20 protein-coding genes and 1 pseudogene are annotated in these 20403 nt (G+C 73.6%); 10 read left to right on the top strand and 11 right to left on the bottom strand.

Annotated elements, in window-relative coordinates; translation table 11 throughout:
• Positions 1 to 20: 20 nt before the first annotated feature.
• Together AB0K25_RS09690 and AB0K25_RS09685 are read right to left on the bottom strand one after the other, a co-directional pair.
• Positions 21 to 374, bottom strand: coding sequence for an STAS domain-containing protein (locus AB0K25_RS09690; RefSeq protein ID WP_219460958.1), 354 nt, complete (start codon positions 372 to 374; stop codon positions 21 to 23).
• 84 nt (positions 375 to 458) lie between these two features.
• A complete protein-coding gene (locus tag AB0K25_RS09685; RefSeq protein WP_219460960.1) occupies positions 459 to 809 on the bottom strand; it encodes an STAS domain-containing protein in 351 nt (116 codons plus the stop codon).
• 265 nt (positions 810 to 1074) lie between these two features.
• On the opposite strand from AB0K25_RS09685, the gene AB0K25_RS09680 reads away from it, so the two are divergent.
• The 5 genes from AB0K25_RS09680 (at position 1075) to AB0K25_RS09660 (ending at position 5599) form a co-directional block, all read left to right on the top strand.
• Positions 1075 to 2871 (top strand): PP2C family protein-serine/threonine phosphatase, encoded by a 1797-nt coding sequence (locus tag AB0K25_RS09680; protein ID WP_363819502.1) that lies wholly within the window; start codon positions 1075 to 1077, stop codon positions 2869 to 2871.
• Positions 2868 to 3914, top strand: coding sequence for a cobalamin-dependent protein (locus AB0K25_RS09675; protein WP_357533863.1), 1047 nt, complete (start codon positions 2868 to 2870; stop codon positions 3912 to 3914). Before AB0K25_RS09680 ends, AB0K25_RS09675 begins: the two co-directional genes overlap by 4 nt.
• Before the next feature lie 65 nt (positions 3915 to 3979).
• Positions 3980 to 4348, top strand: a complete 369-nt coding sequence (locus tag AB0K25_RS09670) for an STAS domain-containing protein (RefSeq protein WP_308290694.1) — start codon at positions 3980 to 3982, stop codon at positions 4346 to 4348.
• A gap of 128 nt (positions 4349 to 4476) precedes the next feature.
• Positions 4477 to 4923 carry a response regulator gene (locus tag AB0K25_RS09665; protein ID WP_208566350.1) on the top strand — a complete coding sequence of 149 codons (447 nt, stop codon included), beginning with the start codon at positions 4477 to 4479 and terminating at the stop codon, positions 4921 to 4923.
• 157 nt (positions 4924 to 5080) lie between these two features.
• Positions 5081 to 5599, top strand: coding sequence for an ATPase (locus AB0K25_RS09660; protein WP_363819498.1), 519 nt, complete (start codon positions 5081 to 5083; stop codon positions 5597 to 5599).
• 145 nt (positions 5600 to 5744) lie between these two features.
• Here AB0K25_RS09660 and AB0K25_RS09655 read toward each other — a convergent pair whose 3' ends face one another.
• The 3 genes from AB0K25_RS09655 to AB0K25_RS09645 form a co-directional block, all read right to left on the bottom strand.
• Positions 5745 to 6578 (bottom strand): hypothetical protein, encoded by an 834-nt coding sequence (locus tag AB0K25_RS09655; protein WP_219460966.1) that lies wholly within the window; start codon positions 6576 to 6578, stop codon positions 5745 to 5747.
• A 268-nt stretch (positions 6579 to 6846) separates the two neighbouring features.
• Positions 6847 to 7272: an OsmC family protein gene (locus tag AB0K25_RS09650; RefSeq protein WP_208566347.1), complete on the bottom strand. Its 426-nt coding sequence runs from the start codon at positions 7270 to 7272 to the stop codon at positions 6847 to 6849.
• An 81-nt stretch (positions 7273 to 7353) separates the two neighbouring features.
• Positions 7354 to 8304, bottom strand: a complete 951-nt coding sequence (locus tag AB0K25_RS09645; protein WP_357533860.1) for a serine/threonine-protein kinase — start codon at positions 8302 to 8304, stop codon at positions 7354 to 7356.
• Between the two features lie 240 nt (positions 8305 to 8544).
• Here AB0K25_RS09645 and AB0K25_RS09640 point away from each other — a divergent pair, with 240 nt between their 5' ends.
• From AB0K25_RS09640 to AB0K25_RS09620, 5 genes and pseudogenes are all read left to right on the top strand, one after another.
• Entirely contained in the window at positions 8545 to 8778 is a 234-nt protein-coding gene (locus tag AB0K25_RS09640) for a hypothetical protein (protein ID WP_357533858.1), read from the top strand.
• A 133-nt stretch (positions 8779 to 8911) separates the two neighbouring features.
• Positions 8912 to 9658, top strand: a complete 747-nt coding sequence (locus AB0K25_RS09635) for a response regulator transcription factor (protein WP_219460972.1) — start codon at positions 8912 to 8914, stop codon at positions 9656 to 9658.
• A 52-nt stretch (positions 9659 to 9710) separates the two neighbouring features.
• Positions 9711 to 11174: pseudogene (locus AB0K25_RS09630) on the top strand (HAMP domain-containing sensor histidine kinase); the annotation flags it as partial.
• A 167-nt stretch (positions 11175 to 11341) separates the two neighbouring features.
• The gene (locus tag AB0K25_RS09625; RefSeq protein WP_363819493.1) at positions 11342 to 13747 is read left to right on the top strand and encodes a glycosyltransferase family 39 protein; all 2406 of its coding nucleotides are present in this window, start codon (positions 11342 to 11344) and stop codon (positions 13745 to 13747) included.
• Positions 13744 to 14970, top strand: a complete 1227-nt coding sequence (locus tag AB0K25_RS09620) for a glycosyltransferase (protein WP_357533853.1) — start codon at positions 13744 to 13746, stop codon at positions 14968 to 14970. The genes AB0K25_RS09625 and AB0K25_RS09620 overlap by 4 nt, the downstream gene beginning before the upstream one ends.
• Before the next feature lie 139 nt (positions 14971 to 15109).
• Here the strand turns inward: AB0K25_RS09620 and AB0K25_RS09615 are convergent, their stop codons facing one another.
• Genes AB0K25_RS09615 through AB0K25_RS09590 form a run of 6 tightly spaced genes read right to left on the bottom strand, consistent with a single transcriptional unit; the run spans position 15110 to position 20403 of the window.
• Positions 15110 to 16180, bottom strand: coding sequence for a LacI family DNA-binding transcriptional regulator (locus tag AB0K25_RS09615; RefSeq protein WP_357533851.1), 1071 nt, complete (start codon positions 16178 to 16180; stop codon positions 15110 to 15112).
• A 39-nt stretch (positions 16181 to 16219) separates the two neighbouring features.
• Positions 16220 to 16882, bottom strand: coding sequence for an SDR family oxidoreductase (locus AB0K25_RS09610; protein WP_208566339.1), 663 nt, complete (start codon positions 16880 to 16882; stop codon positions 16220 to 16222).
• A complete protein-coding gene (locus AB0K25_RS09605; protein WP_357533849.1) occupies positions 16879 to 17661 on the bottom strand; it encodes an aldolase/citrate lyase family protein in 783 nt (260 codons plus the stop codon). Before AB0K25_RS09605 ends, AB0K25_RS09610 begins: the two co-directional genes overlap by 4 nt.
• Complete coding sequence (locus tag AB0K25_RS09600; protein ID WP_208566337.1) at positions 17661 to 18758, bottom strand: ABC transporter substrate-binding protein; 1098 nt, start codon at positions 18756 to 18758, stop codon at positions 17661 to 17663. The genes AB0K25_RS09605 and AB0K25_RS09600 overlap by 1 nt, the downstream gene beginning before the upstream one ends.
• Entirely contained in the window at positions 18755 to 19615 is an 861-nt protein-coding gene (locus AB0K25_RS09595; protein ID WP_357533847.1) for an ABC transporter permease, read from the bottom strand. Before AB0K25_RS09595 ends, AB0K25_RS09600 begins: the two co-directional genes overlap by 4 nt.
• Positions 19612 to 20403, bottom strand: coding sequence for an ABC transporter ATP-binding protein (locus AB0K25_RS09590; RefSeq protein ID WP_232377477.1), 792 nt, complete (start codon positions 20401 to 20403; stop codon positions 19612 to 19614). Before AB0K25_RS09590 ends, AB0K25_RS09595 begins: the two co-directional genes overlap by 4 nt.

Here is a 20403-nt window from a genome sequence, read left to right as displayed (position 1 = left end):
CACCCCGGCAGCCGGGTGGCTCAGCCCACCTCGCGGACGTCGTCGGCGGCACCTGCCGTCGGTCGCTCCACGGCCAGCAGCTCGGTCAGGCCGGTGCGGTCGAGCAACTGCTGGAGCCGGTCACCCACCCCGGTCAGCCGCAGCGGCCCGACGCCGCCCCGGCTGAGCACCAGGAAGGCGCTCAGGCCCGACGAGTCGCACAGACCGACCCCGCCGAGGTCGACCGTCAGCTCGTGGCAGCCGTCCGCGCGGACCCGGGCCGCCGCCTCGAGCAGCTCCGGAGCGGTGTCGAAGTCGAGGTCACCGGTCAACCGCAGCCGGGCGTGGCCGGCATCGGGCCGGGTCACCTCGATGGACAACAGCTGCGGGCGCATGCCCTCATGTTCCCAGCAACCCCGGACCGGGAAACGTCGGGGGTTCGCGGGACCCATCCGGGGCCGGGCGCGGTCGCCGGGGGTTCAGGCGGTGGCGGCGGGTGGCTTCGGTGCGGCGACGGCGGACTGCTCCGGCGCCTGACGGGCCAGTAGCCCGGTGACCCCCGTCATGTCCAGGATGGTCCCCAGGAACCGGGGCGTGGCTCGCAGGCGGATCAGCGTCCCGGCCCGCTGGCCCTCGCGCCAGGCGTGCACGATGACCGACAACCCGGTGCTGTCGATGAAGGTCAGGCCGGCGAAGTCGATGACGATCACCGGAGGCCGGCCCGTGAGCAACCGGTCGATCTCGGCGCGCAACGGCGCGGAGGTGGTGTAGGCCAGCTCACCCCCGACCGCGATGACCGGTGACCGGGGGTCGGACCCGTCGACCGACATGGTCAGCGGGGCAGCTTCGAAAGTCCTGCCAGGGGATGCCACAGCGCGCCTTTCCGCAGGGCCGACGGTCGGGCTGGATCAGCCGGATCGTAACAATCTCCCGGCGGGTCCGCAGGAGCGCGTATCCGGGCCGCCGGGTGCCGTGCGGTGGCGGAACCCGCCGTGCGGCGTAGGCTGAGCGGAACAGATTGGCGCATACGGACGACCTCCGCGGCCCGGCGAACGGTGACAGGCGGACGGTGACAAGGGGAGTGGGGCTCAGCTGGTGGCTGCTGCCGACGTCAGGGGTTTCGACCCGGGCGACGGACGGATCTCCACGCCGAGTGCCGGACGGGCTCCGGCCCGGTCCGTCGGCGCCCCCGCCGTGCTGCCCCCGCTGGCACCGGACGGCACCAGCCCCGAGCCCGCCCGGTCCGAGCCCGCCTGGCCCGAGCCCGCCCGGTCCGAGCCCGCCTGGTCCGAGGTCGTCGAGCACTTCCGTGAGGGCCTGATCATCTGTGACTCCGACGGCGTGGTGAGGCACGTCAGCCCCGTCGCCGAGCGGTTGCTGCCCGAGGTGACGCCCGGTCGTGGCCTGGCCGCCGCCGGGCTCGCCGTGCTGACCGGGGTCACCGACCCCGACGGGTTCGGCCATCACGGCCGGCGGCTGCGGATCCGCCGGGTGGCGCTGTCCGGGTCCCGCAGCTGTCTGTACGTCGAGGACGTCACCGACAGCGTCTCCCGGGCGGACGCGCTGCTCGCCGAGCGGGCCCGGTCCGCCTTCCTCGCCGTCGTGGGGGAGAAGCTCGGTAACCCGCTGCACCCCGACCGGGCCGCCGCCGCCGTCATCCGGCTGACCGTACCGACCCTGGCCGAGGTGGCGGTGCTGGTGCTGGCGCCCCGGTCCGGGCGGGCCCGGTGGTGGCGGGCGACCCGGGCCGACCACGAGTCCCCCACGGTGGACAGCGGCGTGCTGCCCGCCGCCGCACTGCCCCCGGCGATCGCCGAGGGGCTGTCCGGTGTCGAGCCGCATGCCGTGGACTGGCTCGTCGAGCAGGCGGTCGAGGCCGGTTGGCTGCCGGGGCTGACCACGTCGGAGGTGACCGCCCGGATGGTCTCGCTGCCCGGCCGGGACGCCCCGGCCGGGGTGCTGCTGGTGGCCCGCCGCATCCGCTGGTACGACGAGGCCGACCTGGATCTCGTCCGGGCCTTCGCCGCCCGGGCCGGCGCCGCGCTCACCACCGCGGTCCTCTACCGCAACCAGGCCGAGGTGGCCGACACCCTCCAGGCCAGTCTGGTGCCGGTGGAGCCGCCCGAGGTGGCCGGCGTGCAGTGGGGGACGGCCTACCGGCCGGCGCAGGCGAGCCTGCGCATCGGTGGCGACTTCTACGGCGCGCACCGGCTGGCCGACGGTGGCGCGGTGTTCTTCCTCGGCGACGTCTCGGGCAAGGGGGTGGAGGCCGCGGTCTTCACCGGCCAGTTGCGTCAGTGTCTCCAGGCGCTCCATCGTGTCGAGTCGCACCCCGGCCGGCTGGTGAAGCTGCTCAACGACGCCCTGCTGGAGACCACCCAGGCGCACGGTCAGGGCCGCTTCGCCACCCTGGTGCTCGGGACGGTACGCCCGCACCGCGACGGCGGCCTGTCGCTGACGATGGCCGGTGGCGGGCACCTGCCGCCGCTGGTGCTGCGCAACTCCGGCGAGGTCGAGACGGTGCCGCTGCGCGGCATGCTGATCGGCGTGGTCCCCGACCCCCGCGTCGGTGAGGTCACCGTACGCCTGGCCGTGGGGGAGACCTGTCTGCTCTACAGCGACGGGGTGACCGAGGCCCGGGGCGGTCGACGTGGTGACGAGCAGTTCGGCCAGGACCGGTTGGTCCATGCGGTGACCGCCTGCCACCGGATGCCCGCCCCGGCGCTCGCCGAGCGGGTCGAGCAGGTCACCTGCGACTGGCTGGGGCACGGTGACCACGACGACATCGCGGTGCTGGCCCTGCGGGCGACCGGGCCGGGCGGTCGTCCCCGACGGCACCTGCACTCCGTCCCGGCTGTCCCGGGCACGGCCGAGAGGAACCCCCGATCGTGACCGTCCCGACCGCCCCGGTCGACCCGGCGCACGCCTTCGCCGACTTCCTCGCCTGTCTGGAGGAGGCGGACGAGTACGGCGCGATCGAGGTCGCCACCGGGTTGCTCGACGCCGGTGTCCCCGCGGAGCGGGTGCTGCTCGACCTGGTCGCACCGGCCCAGGTCGAGGTGGGTGAGCGGTGGGCCCGCAACGAGTGGAGTGTGGCGCAGGAACACGCGGCGACCCACATCAGCGAGCGGGTGGTGGCGGCGATCGCCGGGTACGCCGATCCGCGTCCCACCCGGGGGCGGATCGTGGTGGCCTGCATGGATGGTGAGTGGCACGCCCTGCCGCCCCGGCTGGTCGCGGAGGTGCTGCGACTGCGCGGCTGGCAGGTGACGTTCCTGGGGGCCAGTGTGCCGGCTGCGCACCTGGTGTCCTACCTGCACCGGCACGACGCGCACGCGGTCGCGTTGGCCTGTGCCCTGCCCATGCGGCTGCCGTACGCGCACCGGATGATCGAGGCGTGCCGGCGCTCGGACGTGCCGGTGGTGGTCGGCGGGCGCGGGTTCGGTGTGGACGGCCGGTGGGCCCGGCGGCTCGGGGTCGCCTGGGCGGCGGACGCCCCGGGCGCGGCCGACCTGGTCGCCGACGAGCGGCGGTTGCGTCGGGTTCCACCTGCGGAGCTGTCCCACCTCGCCGACCACGAGTACGCGGGCCTGGTGAAACGGCGTGGTGAGCTGATCGACTCGGCGGTGGCGGACCTGCGGGTCCGGGTGCCGTCGGTCGGGGAGTACACCTCGACGCAGTGGGATGCCACGATCGGTGATCTCGGCTACATCGTGGATTCGCTGGCCGCCGCCGTCTACGTCGACGACCCGGAGCTGTTCACCGACTTCGTGTCCTGGCTGGCGACGATCCTGGCCAGTCGGGGGGTACCGACCGCGGCGGTCGCGTCGACCCTGGGCCACTACGGGCACGCCCTGCGTGACTTCCCCCGGGCGGGACGGTTCGTGGCGCTGGGTGTGGCGGCGACCGTCGCATCCGGGGTCGTCCGGCACTGACGCGGCGTTGCGGGGCGCCCGGGGAGCGCTGCGTATACTTGCTGCACTGCAAGGGTCTTCCTGCGGTGGAAGCGAGAGGGACGACGTTGACCTTCACCGTCACGCACGACGAGCGCGATGGTGGCGGCGTGTGCCTGCGGCTCGCGGGCGAGTTGGATCTCGGTGCGGCCGGGGCGCTCAACGCCGAGATCGACCGGCTCGTGGCCGACGGCGAGCGGCACCTGCTGCTCGACCTCGGCGCGTTGACCTTCTGCGATTCCACAGGCATCGCGGCCTTCGTGCGCGGTGACAACCTGACGGCCGCCCGGGGCGGGTGGTTGCGGCTGTCCGGGGCGACCGGCCGGGTGGATCGGGTTCTCCAGATCACCGGGCTGGCCGAGGTGCTGCGTTACCAGCCGGACACCGCCGACCCGCGGTCGCCGTCCGCCCGGTGATGGGCTAAATTTCCCCGCCAGCGGATGACCGACCGGTTTCCCACCTCGCGGATGACCGCGTTCGGTTCTCCCGCCGACGGGGTACCGAGACCGTCGTCCCCGATCGCCGAGACAGACAGGTTGGACCCATGGACCGAGGCGCCACGAACCCCGTCCGCATCCTGGTGGTCGACGACGACCCGGGTGACGTGCTGATGATCGAGGAAGCCCTGGCGGATTCCGAGATCGCCAAGGTCATCGACGTGGTCGGTGACGGCCAGGAGGCGATGGAGTTCCTGCGTCGGGAGGGCCGGCACGTCGACGCCCGACGCCCCGACGTGATCCTGCTCGACCTGAACATGCCCCGGATGGACGGGCGTCAGGTGCTCGGCGAGGTCAAGCAGGACGACGACCTGCGGACGATCCCGATCGTGGTGCTGACCACCTCGAACGCGGACACCGACATCGTGGGCAGCTACAGCCTGCAGGCCAACGCCTACGTCACCAAGCCGATCGACCTGGACGACTTCAACGACGTGGTGCGCCGGATCGACGAGTTCTTCGGCCGGGTCGTGGTGCTGCCGAAGCGTTCCTGACCGCGCGGTTCGCCCCGGCGCGTCCCCCGCGCCGGGGCCCGGCCGGCCGCCGGCCCCGCAATTGCTGAACATTTTTCCCGAACCGCCCCCGTGTCGGCCGGCTGCCGCCAGGATCGAGCTGGAACAGACGTATCAGCTTCCTGGGGGGCGACACGTGATGAGGTTCTCCGTCGTGCGGTCCGGCTCCGACCGGCAACAGGCCGATTCCTTCCTGGACGAGCTCGGAGTCCGGTTGACCCGACTCGCCGCGCGGGCGGAGGTGATCGCCGGCGCGGGGCGGGACTGGGATCAGATCCGCCAGGAGACCACCCTGCTCCTGGCGATGGTCGACCGGCGGCGGGCCGACGCCGGCCGTGCGGTCCGCCCGGCGGAGCCGGCGGCCGAGCTACTGGCCCGGGCCCGCGACGAGCTGGACGCCGCCCGGGAGGAGGCCCGGCAACTGCGGGAGCGGGTGTACGCCGAGGCGGTGCAGGCCCGGCGGGAGTTCGAGGCGTCGCTGCACGAACGGCGGCACCGGGCCGCCCGGGCGGATCAGCTCCTGACCGGGGTGGCCGTCGAGACGGTGCCGGTCGACACCCCGACCGCCGCCGCCGGGGGTGTGCCGGCGACCCGGGTGGCCACCGGCGTCGACGAGGTGCCGGCCGACCAGCCTGAGCCGGGGACCTGGGCGGCCTGACCGGGCCGCACCCGCTGCCGGCGACCCACCCGGGGCCGTCGGGCCTCAGCGGTCGATGCCGCCACCTGCGGCGACCGCCCGGGGTCGTCGGGCCTCAGTGGTCGGCGCCGCCACCGCTGCGGTGACGGGCCGGGGTCGTCGGGCCTCAGGTCAGCGCGGCCACCACGGTGGTGGCCCGCTGCTCGTGCCGTGCGTAGGCGTGGGGGTAGGCGGAGATCTGCACGGCCTGCGCGGCGGCGGTGACGCTGAGCTCCCGCCAGCCGGGGATCTTGGCCAGCGCCGCATAGAAGGCCCGAGCCGCATAGTCGGGGCGCATCAGCTGGGCGACGGTGCCCCAGCCGCTGCTCGGGCGTTGCTGGAACAGGCCGACCGAGTCGTGGTCGGAACCGCTGCCCTGGTGCGGGTGGTCGTACGACTCGGGCAGCACGTCGCTGGCGAGGTTGTGCAGGTCGCTCTCCTGCATGGCGGTGGCGACGGCGACCACCATGCCGCGTCGGGGCACGCCCAGATCGACACCGGCGTCGACGATCTTCTTGGCGTTGTCCATCTGGACCGGGGTGAGGCCGGCGACCGGACGGGGCCGGCCCGGCTTCGTCGGTGTCGGTGAGGCGCTGCGGGCGGCCGGTGGGTGCGGGCTCGCCGACGCCGGGGCGGCCGGGGGCGAGGCGGCCCGGTCCCGTGCGCGGGAGGCCCGCTGTTCGTCGGCGGCCCGGTCGGCCAGCACCTCCTGCACCGGCCGGGGCCGCTGCCGGTCGACGTGGTGCGTACCGGCGAACGCGATGAGCCCCAGACAGCAGGTGACGCCGCCGGCGAGGGCGATCCGGGCGGGGACCGAGGCGAACGGGGTGCGGACGCCCCGCCGGGGCGGCTCCGGTGCGCGGTGCCGGCCGATCCTCCGTTCGTCCGAGGTGGCCCCGGTCGAAGGGTCAGCCGCGTGCTGTCGGGCCGGTCGCTGCTCATCGGTGTCGTCGGGGTGCACCCGCCGAGGCTAGAGAGGTTTCGGCCGCGGACCACCGCCGTGCCGGGTGGCCTACGCCACAACGGGTCACTTTCCGCCCGGATCTTCTCCGCATATCGCTAGGGGAGCCGCGTAAGCCTCAGGCCGCTTCTGTCGCTTATAGCATTACTTCTTTGGCGATAGCGGGCAGAATGTCATCGTTGCTGATCGATCGGTGGGCATCGTTCGTCCGGTGGGGGCGATGGTGGCCGTACCACCGATGGTGCCTCCACCGGCCGAACGATGTGGCTCAGTGCCGGCCGTTGTCGGCCGCGCTCACCGTCAACCGGTGCCGGCTGCTGTCGTCGCTGGAGAACGGCCAGAGCCGGTCGGCGTACGCGACCAGCTCGGCCAACTGGTCGCGGCTCAACCCCACCGACGAGATGCTGGCGTGCACGTCGGCCCGGTACCGGCCGTCGTCGTCGCGTCCCAGCTTCGCCTCGGCGGTCACCTGCACCGTGTGCGCCTCGTCGGTGATCTCCCCGGCCGCCTCGACCGCCGCGTGGTGCAGGCAGGAGGCGAAGGCGGCGGCGAGCAGCTGCTCCGGGGTCAACCCCGTGCAGTGCGGCGCGAGCGGCGACGCCAGCGCGGTGGAGAGCCCACCGTCGTCGGTGCGTACGTGCCCGCCCGTGGCGGTCGCGCTGGCCTCGTGCAGCCAGGAACTCGGATCCGGCATCGCGTTCCTCCCTCACTCGTGGGCCGGATTCCCGGCCACGAACGGGTGAAACGCCGTGCCGCGCGGCCGGCGGAACCGGGATCAGACCGATCCGGTACGCGACCAGTCGTGCAACGCCACCACCTCGGTCGCCTCCGCCGCCGCCCGCTCGGTCCAGGGCGACATCGACGCCGTCCGGGGCCGGGGCACCGGTGCCAGCATCGGCACGTAGACCCGGGCGTCGACCACCTCCGCCAGCTCCAGCGCCGCCACCAGACTGCTGGGCCGCTGCCGGGGGTCGTCGTCGAGGCAGCGCCGGCACAGGTCCACCACCTCGGGTGGCAACCCCGCGATCGGCGGCAGCGGTTCCGCCGTGATCTTCCACCGGGCCCCGACCAGTTGGGTGGCGGTGGTCCCCGCCGCGTACGGCAACCGGCCGGTGAGGCAGTAGTAGAGCAGGACCCCCACCGCGTACATGTCGGCGGCGGGGGTGGCCGGCTGCCTGTCGAACTGCTCCGGGGCCAGGTACGCCGGGGTGCCCACCACCATGCCGTCCGGGCTGCGGTCGGGGGCCCCCGCCGGGGTGGCGATGCCGAAGTCGAGCACCTTCGCCCCCGACGGGGTGAGCATGACGTTGGCCGGTTTGACGTCGCGGTGCACGATGCCGTGGGCGTGCGCCGCGGCGAGCCCGGCGGCCACCTCGGCGCAGACCCGTACGGCGATGCGCCAGTCCAACGGCCCGGCCCGCAGGTGCGCGGCGAGGGTCTCCCCCTCCACCAGCTCCATCACGATGTACGGCATCTCCCGGCCCGGCAGCGTCGTGGAGGTGCCGAAGTCGTGGACACTGGCGACGTTGGGATGCACGAGCCGGGCGGCGGAGCGGGCCTCGGTCCGGATCCGCTCGACGGAGGTCTCCTCGCCCCGGTGGGCGGGGGACATCAGCTTGACCGCGACCGGCCGGTCCAGCACGACGTCGTGCGCCCGCCAGACCTCCGACATCCCACCCATGCCGATGCGCTGTTCGAGCTGGTACCGCCCGGCGAGCGTCCTCATCGACCCGCTCCTGTCCATGCCGACCGCGTCGCCGGGATGGCGATGGCGCTGCCGAGCCGGTACCCGGCCGCTGCGCAGGGCAAACCGTCCGCCCGCCCCGGTGGACCCCGGAACCGCCAGGTGCCGGCCCGTCGTGCGGCCTCCGTCGTGCGGCGTCCGTCGTGTGCCCCCGGCCCGGCCGGGTGTGCGGTAGCTTGCCGGGGTGGCCGGCGTACCGTCGGCCCACCACCGGGAGGGTCGATGGGCGAGGTGACCGTACGCTTCCTCGGTGGGCCGGCCCACGACCTGGTCAGGGCGTTGCCAGCCGACCAGGCGGGCGTGCCGCCGGTGCGTTGGGTGCTGCGCCACCCGGACACCCCGCCGACCCCGGGCGGGGGCGGCCCCGACCACCTCTACCAGCGGGACCGGCCGACCGCCGACGGGGTCTGGACGATGTCCTTCGTGCACACCTACCCGCTCGGCGCGGGCCAGTAGCGGCCCACAGAAGCACGATCGGCCCACCCGACCCCGTCCGGCCCGGTACGGTCGAGCGGGGCAGCCGCACGCGCACAGCCGGCACACAGGATGCGCATAGATCAGGACCAGCAACCGGTCCCACGATGGGGGCATGGTGACCGACGGGCAGACCGTACCGAACCGGATCGAGCTTCGCCGTCCCGACGGTGAGCCCGTCCGGGTGCTGGTGGTCGACGACGAACCCACCCTGACCGACCTGCTCTCGATGGCACTGCGCTACGAGGGCTGGCAGGTGCGCAGCGCGGGCAACGGGATGGCGGCGCTCAGCGCGGCCCGGCAGTTCCAACCCGACGCGGTGGTGCTCGACGTGATGCTGCCCGACCTGGACGGCTTCCAGGTGCTGCGCCGGCTGCGCGAGCAGACCCCGACCGTGCCGGTGCTGTTCCTGACCGCCCGTGACGCGGTCGAGGAACGGATCGCCGGGCTGACCGTCGGCGGCGACGACTACGTCACCAAGCCGTTCAGCCTGGAGGAGGTCATCGCCCGGTTGCGCGCCCTGCTGCGGCGTACCGGCTTCGCGGTGACCGCCCGGGAGGAGGCCGTGATCACCGTCGGCGACCTCACCCTCGACGAGGACAGCCACGAGGTACGCCGGGGCGACGACCTGATCACCCTGACCGCCACCGAGTTCGAGCTGCTGCGCTACCTGATGCGCAACCCGCGCCGGGTGCTGAGCAAGGCGCAGATCCTCGACCGGGTCTGGAACTACGACTTCGGTGGGCAGGCCAACGTGGTCGAGCTGTACATCTCGTACCTGCGTAAGAAGATCGACGTGGGACGCCGCCCGATGATCCACACCTTGCGCGGCGCCGGTTATGTCCTCAAGCCCGCGCCGTGACCCGGTCGGCCGGCTGCGTCGCCGGCTGTCCGGTGCGGTCCGGGCACGGTGGCTGGCCGGTTGGTCCCTGCGCCGCCGGCTGGTGCTCACCGTGGTCGCGCTGCTCGCGCTGGTCAGCATCGGCATCGGCGGGCTGACCACGATCGCGCTGCGGCACTTCCTGATCAACCAGGTCGACAACCAGTTCGCCATGGACAACCGCCGCTTCGACAGCCGGCTGCCCTGGGACCGATCCCCGGACCAGCCGCGCCCTCTCGACCAGTCCGCCAACCGGCAGGGGTCACCCGATCCACCGCCGACGTTCCCGGTCGGCTCGGTCGGTATGCGGGTCACCCCGCAGGGGGAGACGTCGGCCCGCATCCGTAGCAGCTCCGGGGCGACCGAGGCGCTCACCGCCGCCGAGGTCGCCCCGCTGACCCGGCTACCCACCGACCGTGCGCCGCACACCGTCGCACTCGGCGACCGCGGTGACTACCGGGCGGTGTCCCGCCGGCTCCCCGATGGCGACATCCTGATCTTCGCCATCCCGCTGCAGCTGGTGCAGGAGACGGTGTGGTGGATGGTCGTCGCCCAGGCGGGCGTCGCGGCCGCCGGTCTGCTCGTCGCCGGCAGCCTGGGCGCGTTGATCGTCCGGGCCACACTGCGTCCGCTGCACCGGGTGGCGGCCACCGCCGGACGGGTCGCCGAGCTGCCGCTGGACCGGGGCGAGGTGGCCCTGTCGGTGCGGGTGCCCGACGCCGACACCGATCCGCGTACCGAGGTGGGGCAGGTGGGAGCGGCGCTGAACCGGATGCTCGGTCACGTCGCCGCCGCGCTCGCCGCCCGGCAGGCCAGCGAGACCCGGGTACGCCAGTTCGTCGCCGACGCCTCGCACGAGCTGCGCACCCCGTTGGCCGCGATCCGGGGCTACGCGGAGGTGGCCCGCCGGGGCCGCGACCAGGTGCCGCCGGACGTCGCCCACGCGCTGCGCCGGGTGGAGTCCGCCAGCACCCGGATGACCAGCCTCGTCGACGACCTGCTGCTGCTGGCCCGGCTCGACTCCGGCCGGCCGCTGGCCACCGGGCCGGTCGACCTGACCGCGCTGGTGGTGGACGCGGTCAGCGACGCCCACGTGGCCGGCCCCGAACACCGGTGGCAACTCGACCTGCCCGACGAGGCGGTGGAGGTGCCCGGTGACGCCGTCCGGCTGCACCAGGTGGTGGCGAACCTGCTGGCCAACGCCCGGGTGCACACGCCGCCCGGCAGCACCGTCACCACCCGGCTCGCCCCGATGCCCGGCGCGGTGCAGATCAGCGTCACCGACGATGGCCCCGGGGTGCCGGCGGAGCTGCGCGACGAGGTCTTCGAACGGTTCGCCCGGGGGGACAGCTCGCGGTCCCGGGAACACGGCAGCACCGGCCTCGGCCTGGCCATCGTCGCCGCCGTGGTCGAGGCTCACCACGGCACCGTCGCGTTGGAGAGCCGACCGGGCCGCACCGTCTTCACCGTACGGCTGCCGGACTCCACCGCCCCCGCGCCCCCGGCCTCGGACCCGCCGACACCGGCACGTCCCGCCGCCCCCGCGCCGCAGGTTTCCGTCGCGCCCGCGCGGTCGGACGGCGACGGGCCCGCGTCCCCGGATTCCACAGCGCACGCATAGCCAGGGCACGGGATCGACCCAACCAGCCCGGCCAGGCTGACCGCATGGACAGAACCGAGAGCCTGCTGACGACGCCGGCCAGCCCGCCGGACGCCGCGACCGCACCGCCGTCGGGCCCGCCCGACGCCGCGACCGTACCGCCGGCCCGGTCGGCGACCGTCCACCCGGACGCGGGCGACGCGCCCCCACGACGGGACCCGCGCTGGGTCAGACCCGCGCTGGCCGTGCTGCTGCTCGGCACCGCCCTGCTCTACCTGTGGGGCCTGGGGGAGTCCGGCTGGGCGAACTCGTTCTACTCGGCGGCCGTGCAGGCCGGTGCGGAGAGCTGGAAGGCGTTCTTCTACGGCTCCTCCGACGCGGCCAACTCGATCACCGTCGACAAGACGCCAGCCTCGCTGTGGCTGATGGCCCTGTCGGTACGGATCTTCGGGCTGAACAGCTGGGCGATCCTGGTGCCGCAGGCGTTGCTCGGCGTCGCCTCGGTCGGCGTCCTGTTCGCCACCGTCCGCCGCTGGTACGGCCCGGCCGCCGGCCTGATCGCCGGGACGGTCCTGGCGCTCACCCCGGTCGCCACCCTGATGTTCCGGTTCAACAACCCGGACGCGCTGCTGGTGCTGCTGCTCGTGCTCGGCGCGTACGCCACGGTGCGGGCGGTGGAGACGGCCAGCACCCGGTGGATCGTGCTGGTCGGGGTGTTGGTCGGCTTCGGCTTCCTCACCAAGATGCTCCAGGCGTTCCTGGTGGTCCCGGTCTTCGCCGGGGTCTACCTGCTGGCCGCGCCGACCGGTTTCTGGCGGCGGATCCGGCAACTGCTGCTGGCCGGTCTGGGGCTGGTCGTGGCCGCCGGGTGGTGGGTGGCGACGGTGGAGCTGGTCCCGGCCAGCGCCCGGCCCTACATCGGCGGGTCGCAGGGCAACAGCATCCTGGAGCTGACCCTGGGCTACAACGGCCTCGGCCGGATCACCGGCGACGAGGAGGGCAGCGTCGGCGGCGGCGCCCGGCCGGGCGGCGGTGGGCCGTTCTCCGGGCAGACCGGCTGGTTGCGGATGTTCGACACCGAGGTCGGCGGCCAGATCTCCTGGCTGCTGCCGGCCGCGTTGATCCTGCTCGTCGCCGGCCTGGTGCTGGCCGGGCGGGCGGCCCGCACCGACCGCCGGCGTGCCGGGCTGCTGCTGTGGGGCGGTTGGCTGCTGGTCACCGGGCTGATCTTCAGCTTCATGTCCGGCATCTTCCACGCGTACTACACGGTGGCCCTGGCCCCGGCGGTCGGCGCGCTGGTCGGCATCGGCACCGTCCTGCTCTGGCGGGAACGCCGGGCCGCCGCCCGACCCGCCACCCCGGTCACCGGTACGGCGACGCCCGCCGCGCCGGTCACCGCGTCGGCTGTCCACCCGGGACCGACGCCGGGGGCCGACCCCGGGCCGGCGCAGCCTGTCGCCGGTGCCGCGCCGGGGGCCGGTGGTCGGCGGTCCGCCCGGTGGCGGGGGGTGTTCGCCACCGTCGTCCTGGCCGGCACCCTCGCGGTGACCGCCTGGTGGTCCTGGACCCTGCTCGGGCGCAGCCCCGACTTCCACCCCTGGCTGCGCCCGGCCGTGCTGGTGGTCGGCCTCGCCGTGGCGGTGCTGATCCTGGCGGCCCGACTGCTGCCCCGGCGGCTGGTGCCGGTGGCGCTGGCCCTCGGCGCGTCGGCCGCGCTGGCCGGCCCGGCGGCGTACGCGGCGCAGACCACCGGCACCCCGCACACCGGGTCCATCCCGAGCGCCGGCCCGGCCGTGCAGGGCGGCTTCGGCCCGGGGCGTGGCGGACCCGGCGGCCGGATGGGCAACGGCATGGAGTTTCCCGGTGGCGGCTTCCCGGGCGGCAACCGGCCCGGCGGCACCGGCCAGAACGGTCAGCCTCCCGGCTTCCCCGGTGGTACCGCCGACGGCGGCCCGGGCCAGTTCCCCGGCTTCCCCGGCGGCACCGGCCAGAACGGCGGCCCGGGGCAGGACGGCGGCACCGGCCGCAACGGTGGCACGGGGCAGGACGGTGGGCGTACCGGGGGTGGCCAGGGGCGCACCGGCGGTGGGATGGGCGGGCTGCTCGACTCCCGCGAGCCGAGTGCCGCGCTGAAGGCGCTGCTGACGGCCGACGCCGACGACTACACCTGGGTCGCGGCGGCCGTCGGCTCCAACAACGCCTCCGGATACCAGCTGGCCACCGGTCGTCCGGTGATGGCGGTCGGCGGCTTCAACGGCAGCGACCCGTCGCCCACCCTGGCCCGGTTCCAGGAGTACGTGGCCGCCGGGAAGATCCACTACTTCGTCGGCGGGGGCGGCTTCCGGGCCAACGGGGGCAGCTCCGCCTCCCAGGAGATCGCCGCCTGGGTCGCCGAGACCTTCACCGCGCAGACCGTGGACGGGGTCACCGTCTACGACCTGACCAGTGCCGGACAGGAGGCACAGGGATGACCACGATCGGCAGCCCCCGACGCGCCATCGAGACCCGGACCGACACCCCCACCGCCGTGCTCGACGTGGTGGTGCCGGTCTACAACGAGGAGACCGACCTCGGCCCCTGCGTACGTCGGCTGCACGAGCACCTCAGCGCGCACTTCCCGTACCCGTTCCGGATCACCGTGGCGGACAACGCCAGTGTCGACGGCACCCTCGGGGTGGCCGAGGCGCTCGCCGCCGAACTGCCGCACGTCGAGGTGCGGCACCTGAGCGCCAAGGGTCGGGGCCGCGCGCTGCGGGCCGCCTGGTCGGCCTCGGACGCCCCGGTGCTGGCCTACATGGACGTGGACCTGTCGACCGACCTGGCCGCGTTGCTGCCGCTGGTCGCCCCGCTCATCTCCGGTCACTCGGACCTGGCCATCGGCACCAGACTGGCGCGGACCTCCCGGGTGGTGCGGGGCGCCAAACGGGAGGTGATCTCCCGGGCCTACAACCTGCTGCTACGGGGTGCCCTCGCGGCCCGGTTCTCCGACGCGCAGTGCGGTTTCAAGGCGATCCGCGCCGACGTGGCCCGGGAGTTGCTGCCGTTGGTGCAGGACACCGGATGGTTCTTCGACACCGAGTTGCTGGTGCTCGCCCAGCGGGCCGGGCTGCGCATCCACGAGGTGCCGGTGGACTGGGTCGACGACCCGGACAGCCGGGTGGACATCGTGGCCACCGCCCTGGCCGACCTGCGCGGCATCGGCCGCCTGGGGCGGGCCCTGCTCACCGGGGCGTTGCCGCTGGCCACCCTGCGCGCCCAGTGGGGCCGGGCACCGCTGGCCGGGCAGCCGGCGCGGGTGCCGGTCGGGCTGCCCGGCCAGTTGGCCCGCTTCGCGCTGGTCGGGGTGGTCAGCACCGTGGCGTACCTGGTGCTGTTCGTGGCGACCCGGGGGGTGCTCGGCGCGCAACCGGCGAACCTGGTGGCGCTGCTGGTGACCGCGGTGGGCAACACCGCGGCGAACCGGCGGCTCACCTTCGGCATCACCGGTCGTCGGTCGGTCGGTCGGCACCACCTCCAGGGCCTGCTCGCCTTCGCCCTCGGGCTGGCGTTGACCAGTGGTGCGCTCGCCGCGCTGCACGCCGTCGGCACCCCGGCCCGGTCGGTCGAACTGGTGGTGCTGGTGGCGGCGAACCTGGCCGCCACGGCGCTGCGGTTCCTGCTGCTACGCCTGGCGATGCACCACCGCCGGCGCTGACCGGCCGGGCGGCGACGCGTCGTGGCCGCCGTACCCCGCACGACCGGCCCCCGGCACCGGTCCGGGTGGCGCGGGGCACGGGCGGATCCGGTCCGGGCGGCACGGCGGGTGCCGGCCGACCGGGTCCGCCGGGCGGCCGTCAGTTCACCGGTGTGCCCACCCGGGACACCGCCGGCAGCGCGACGGTACCCGCCACCGCCCTCGTCGCGTCGGGGAGGAAGTCGGCGGTGGTCGCCCGGACGACCAGCTCCGGGGCCAGCCGCACCGACGTGGTGCTGCCCGAGTCGAGCAGGGTGAGCAGGGCGTGCAGCGCCTGCGAGCCCATGTCCCGCAGCGGGGTACGGATCGAGGTGAGCGGCACCAGGAGCTGGGCGTCCACGTCGATGTCGTTGTACCCGACCACCGCCACCTCCCGACCGACCCGCAGGCCGTGGTCGCGCAGGGTGCCCATCGCGCCGATCGCGGCGAAGTCGTTGACCGCGAAGACCCCGTCGGGACGACCGGTGGCCAGCAGCCCGGCCATCGCCGAGGCCCCACCGGCGACGTCGAAGGTGGACGGTGCGACCCACCGGGGGTCGACCGGGACGCCCCGGGCCTTCGCCGCGGCGAGGAAGCCCGCGACCCGGTCGGCGGAGGTGCTGGCGTGGCCGGGGCCGGCGATCACCGCCAGTCGCCGGCAGCCCACGTCGATCAGGTGCTCGGCGGCGAGCCGCCCACCGAGGCGGTCCCGGCCGGTCACCGACGGGAAACCCCGGGAGGCCCGGCTGACCAGCACGAACGGCACCCCGTCGGCGGCCAGCCGGGCCAGCATCGGGTCGTTGCGGCGGGCGTCACCGATGATCAGCCCGTCCACCCGTTCCCCGATCAACCGCTGGATGCGCAGCGCCCGCGCCTCGTCGTCGTCCCAGCTGCTGCTGACCACCGCCTGGTAGCCGGCGGCGGCAGCGGCGGCGTCGATGCCCTCGAAGACGGTGGCCAGCACGATGTCGGTGATCCGGGGGACCAGCACGCCGATCACCCCGGTCTTGCCGCTGCGCAGGCTGGCCGCCCAGCGGTCCCGGTGGAACCCGAGCTGCTTGGCGGCCTCCACGATCCGGGTCGCGGTCGCCGGGGCGACCCGCACGTCGTCGCCGCGCAGCACCCGGGAGACCGTGGAGACGTGCACCCCGGTGAGGCTGGCGACATCGCGCAGGGTCACCCGTTTGTTCACTGTGCCTCCCGTGCCGGACCGGTACCCGTACCCGGCAACCTAGCTGAGATGACTGCCCCCGTTCACATCGAAGGTCATGCCGGTGACCGTGGCGCAGGAATCGGAGAGCAGGAACAGCACGATGTCGGCGATCTCCTGTGCCGAGGAGACCCGGCCCAGCGGCATCCGGGCCCGCAGCCCCGCCTTCTGCTCGGCGGTGAGCCGGTCGTGCATCGGGGTGGCCACCGGGCCGGGCGCGACGGCGTTGACCCGTACCCCTTGCGGTCCGAAGTCGACGGCCAGGTGCCGCATCAGGCCCAGCACCCCCGCCTTCGCCGCCGCGTACGCCGTGCCCGACAGCCGGGTGCCGCCGTCACGGGCGTTGAGGCTGCTCATCAGCACCAGCGACCCGCCGCCGGCCGCCGCCATCCGGGGCACCACGGCCTGGCTGACGACGAACGCGGCGGTGAGGTTGTTGCGCAGGGTGCGTTCCCACTCGGCGAGGCTGGTCTGTTCGATGCCACCGGAGCTGACCACCCCGGCCAGGTGGGCCACCCGGCGCGGGGTGCCGATCGCGTCGACGAACTCGCCCACCGCGACCGGGTCGGCGGCGTCCACGCCGGTGGAGACGTCCAGCACGTGCACCGTCTCGCCCCGGGCGCGGGCGGCGGCGACCACGGCCGCGCCGATGCCGCTGGCCCCGCCGGTCACCAGCAGGCTCACGACGTGCCGCCGAGGATCTCGTCGCGGGCCCGCCGGTAGGCGTCGGAGAGCAGCATCTCCGGCTGGGAGTAGACGACGAAGCGGACGCCCCGGTCGATCCAGCGGCGGGCCTCCTCGGCGGAGTAGGCCAGCATGCCGGCGACCCGGCCGGCGGCGACGACCCGCTCGACGAAGTCGACCGCGTGCTTCTCCACCTCCGGGTGGGTGGGCTGGTAGCCCAGGCCCAGCTTGACCGACAGGTCGGCCCGCCCGAGCATGAGCACGTCGAGGTCGGCGGCGAGGATGTCGTCCAGGTTGGCCAGCCCCGCAGGGGTCTCGACCAGGGCGACGACCGTGGTGTTCTGTCCGGCCCAGGTCAGGTAGCGGTCGAAGTCGCCCCGGGCGGTGCCGTGCCCGGCGGCCCGCGCCGCCGAGCACAGCGTCCGGTCACCGACCGGCGGGTAGTGGGTCAGCCGGGCCGCCTCGACGGCCTGCGCGCCGGTCTCCACCAGCGGCAGCACCACCCCACCGGCACCGCTGTCCAGGGACCAGAGCAGGTCCTTCTCCTCGATCCGGCGCAGCCGGACCAGCGGGGTGGTCCCCGCCGAGCCGGCCGCCCGGACCATCGCCAGCACGCTCTGCTCGTCGGCCGCGGCGTGCTCGGTGTCCACGACCAGGAAGTCGTAGCCGAGGGTGCCGAGGATCTCGCCGATCGCCGGTTCCTGGAGCAGGGTCAGGCTGCCGAGGGCGACGCCACCGTCGCGCAGCACCTCGGCCAGCCGGCTCGGACGGGGATACATCAGGACTCCAGCTTCTGCACGCCGCCGCAGTCGCGGTTGGCCGGCACCTCGCCGACGATCTTCAGGGCGGCGTCGACGACGGAACCGTCGTGCCACTCACCGACCTCCGGCAACTTTTCGATGATCTTGTTGTCGAGCAGCCACTTGCCGTCCTCGGCGGTCACCGTGGCGGTGTCCACCCGACCGTTCGGGTCCATGTACGGCCACTGGTCGGTGCCGTACAGCTTGGTGATCGTCTCCGCCGGCACCTTGGTCCGCTCGGCCACGATCTTGATGACGTCGTCCTTGTTGGCCGGGTCCTGGTAGTAGCGCACGCCCTCCAGCCAGCCGGCCATCCACCGGGCCGCGACCTCGGGCCGCTTGCTGATGAAGTCCTGCGACATGGTGATCAGGCCCTGCTCCTGGTTGGGCGCCACCTCGTTCATCGCCAGCACCCGCTTGGCCTGCCCGTCGGTGATGAGCTGGTACGCCAGCGGCTGCACCACGAAGCCGGCGTCCACCGCACCGCTCTTGAGCGCGTTGGCCGTGTCCGGGTAGCTCAGGGTGACGATCTGCCCCAGGTCGGACTGCTTCAACCCGACCTCACCCAGCGCCCGGTCCAGCCAGTACTCGGTGGTCGAACCCTTGGCCAGGATGGCGACCTTCTTGCCCTTGAGGTCGGCCACGCTCTTCAGGCCGCCGTCGAAGGCCTGGGTACGGGCCAGCAGGAGGTTGTCCGACGCGCACCGGTACTGCTGCCGGTCGGCCACCGCCCGCACCCGCAGGCCCTGGTTGACCGCGTTGAACAGCGCGCCACCGGTGCCCGGGATGTTCACGTCGAGCTTGCCCTGACCCTGCACCGCCAGCCGGGAGTAGATGTCGGCGTTGCTGAACTCCACCTCGACCTGGTGCTTGCCGAAGAAGCCCTTCGCGTCGGCCACCATCATCGGCGCCAGCGAGAGGATCTCCAGCGAGTTGACCGTCACCTTGTCGGTGCCGTCGGCGCCCTTCGACTCCGCGTCGTCACCGCAGGCCGCGGTGCCGAGCAGCAGGCTCGCCCCCAACAGCGCGGCGATGACACCTTTTTGCTTGATCGTCGTGATCCGCTTGATTGTCATGATTGGCCCTCCGTCCAGCTGAAGAAGCGCCGCTGCACGCGCAGCGTCACCGTGGTGAGGAAAAAGCCCATCGCCGCGATCACCGCGAGCGTGGCGTACATGTTGTCGATCTGATAAATCTGCCAGTACCGCCAGGTCATCGACCCGACGCCGTCACTGGCGGCGAGGAACTCACCGGCGATGGTGCCCAGCAGGGCCAGCCCCGCGGCCAGCCGGATGCCGGCGAAGATGGACGGCAGGGCGCCCGGCAGGACGATCTTCCAGAGGATCTGCTGCCGGCCGGCGCCCAGGTTGCGGGCCATCAGGATCAGCCGCTCGTCGACCTGGAGCACCCCGGACATCGCGTTCACCACGGCCGGGAAGAACGAGATGATCCCGGCGAGCACCACGATCGGCCGCCCGCCGGTGCCGAAGATGACCAGCAGCAGCGGCAGGATCGCCACCACCGGGATCGGGTACGTGATGGCGATCAGCGGGTCGATCAGCACCCGAACCCACCTCGACCGTCCCATCGCGATGCCCAGCAGCGTCGCCGGGATCACCCCGAGCAGGAAGCCGAGCAGGATGCGCTGGGCGGTGATCCCGACGTTGGGCAGCAGCTCCCCGGAGGAGAAGAGCTCGACCAGGGCCTGCACGCACTCCGACGGGGCCGGGAAGAAGGTCTTGTCGATCAGCCCGGCCATGCTGCCGCCCTGCCACAGCGCCAGCACCACGACCACCGGGACCATGCTGCCCAGCCCGCTGCTGAGCAGCTTGAAGCCGCGACCCGGCGGGCGTTCCGCGCGGGGGTCCACCGCGTAGCGGACCACGGGTTCGTCGGGCGTCCGCTCCCGGGTCGGCACGCTCTGCTCGCTCATCGGTCCCCCTTCGCTTCCGCCCATTCGGCCGCCAGGGTGGCGTCCCGCAACTGCGCCCACAGGTGGCGTTTCAACTCGGTGAACCGCGGGTCCAACTCGACGTCGCGGGTACGCGGCCGGGGGAACGGCACCCGGATCTCCTCGACCACCCGGGTCGGCCGGGGCCCGAGCACGATGATCCGGTCCGCCAGCAGCAGCGCCTCCTCGATGCTGTGCGTGATGAACAGGACCGTCTTGCGGTGCTTCGACCAGACCTGGAGCAGCTCGTCCTGCAACAGGGTCCGGGTCTGGGCGTCCACCGCCGCGAACGGCTCGTCCATCAGCAGGACCTCGGGGTCGCTCGCCAGGGCCCGGGCGATCCCGGCCCGCTGGCGCATCCCGCCTGACAACTCGTGCGGCTTGTTGTCGGCGAACGCCTCGATGCCCATCATCGTCAGGTGCTCCCGGGCCACCTCGCGCCGCCGGGCGGCGGGCACCCCGCGCAGCTCCAGCCCGAAGCCGACGTTGTCGGCGATGGAGCGCCAGGGGATCAGCGCGTAGTCCTGCCAGACGATCGAGGTGAGCGGGCCGGCGGCGGTGCGCTCGCCGACGAAGCGGATCTCCCCGTCGTCCGGCCGGCGCAGCCCGCCGAGCAGGCCGAGCAGCGTCGACTTGCCGCACCCGCTGGGCCCGATCACGCAGACGAACTCCTGCGCCTCGATCGTGGTGCTGAGGCTGCCGACCACCGACAGTCGGCTCCCGTCGGCCCGGGGATACCCCTTGGCCACGTTGTCGATCTCGATGCGCAT

It is taken from the genome of Micromonospora sp. NPDC049257 (genome assembly GCF_040678915.1).
Lineage (GTDB): Bacteria > Actinomycetota > Actinomycetes > Mycobacteriales > Micromonosporaceae > Micromonospora > Micromonospora antibiotica.
The sequence above is the reverse complement of the archived record's forward strand: the minus strand, read 5'-3'. Positions and strand labels throughout refer to the sequence as shown.

What these genes read in the sequence shown, in the direction of transcription:
- AB0K25_RS09690 (WP_219460958.1), bottom strand. Translation starts at nt 374, where the DNA reads ATGCGCCCGCAGCTGTTGTCCATCGAGGTGACCCGGCCCGATGCCGGC.
- AB0K25_RS09685 (WP_219460960.1), bottom strand. Translation starts at nt 809, where the DNA reads ATGTCGGTCGACGGGTCCGACCCCCGGTCACCGGTCATCGCGGTCGGG.
- AB0K25_RS09665 (WP_208566350.1), top strand. Translation starts at nt 4,477, where the DNA reads ATGGACCGAGGCGCCACGAACCCCGTCCGCATCCTGGTGGTCGACGAC.
- AB0K25_RS09660 (WP_363819498.1), top strand. Translation starts at nt 5,081, where the DNA reads ATGAGGTTCTCCGTCGTGCGGTCCGGCTCCGACCGGCAACAGGCCGAT.
- AB0K25_RS09650 (WP_208566347.1), bottom strand. Translation starts at nt 7,272, where the DNA reads ATGCCGGATCCGAGTTCCTGGCTGCACGAGGCCAGCGCGACCGCCACG.
- AB0K25_RS09645 (WP_357533860.1), bottom strand. Translation starts at nt 8,304, where the DNA reads ATGAGGACGCTCGCCGGGCGGTACCAGCTCGAACAGCGCATCGGCATG.
- AB0K25_RS09640 (WP_357533858.1), top strand. Translation starts at nt 8,545, where the DNA reads ATGGGCGAGGTGACCGTACGCTTCCTCGGTGGGCCGGCCCACGACCTG.
- AB0K25_RS09635 (WP_219460972.1), top strand. Translation starts at nt 8,912, where the DNA reads ATGGTGACCGACGGGCAGACCGTACCGAACCGGATCGAGCTTCGCCGT.
- AB0K25_RS09625 (WP_363819493.1), top strand. Translation starts at nt 11,342, where the DNA reads ATGGACAGAACCGAGAGCCTGCTGACGACGCCGGCCAGCCCGCCGGAC.
- AB0K25_RS09620 (WP_357533853.1), top strand. Translation starts at nt 13,744, where the DNA reads ATGACCACGATCGGCAGCCCCCGACGCGCCATCGAGACCCGGACCGAC.
- AB0K25_RS09605 (WP_357533849.1), bottom strand. Translation starts at nt 17,661, where the DNA reads ATGTATCCCCGTCCGAGCCGGCTGGCCGAGGTGCTGCGCGACGGTGGC.
- AB0K25_RS09600 (WP_208566337.1), bottom strand. Translation starts at nt 18,758, where the DNA reads ATGACAATCAAGCGGATCACGACGATCAAGCAAAAAGGTGTCATCGCC.
- AB0K25_RS09595 (WP_357533847.1), bottom strand. Translation starts at nt 19,615, where the DNA reads ATGAGCGAGCAGAGCGTGCCGACCCGGGAGCGGACGCCCGACGAACCC.
- AB0K25_RS09590 (WP_232377477.1), bottom strand. Translation starts at nt 20,403, where the DNA reads ATGCGCATCGAGATCGACAACGTGGCCAAGGGGTATCCCCGGGCCGAC.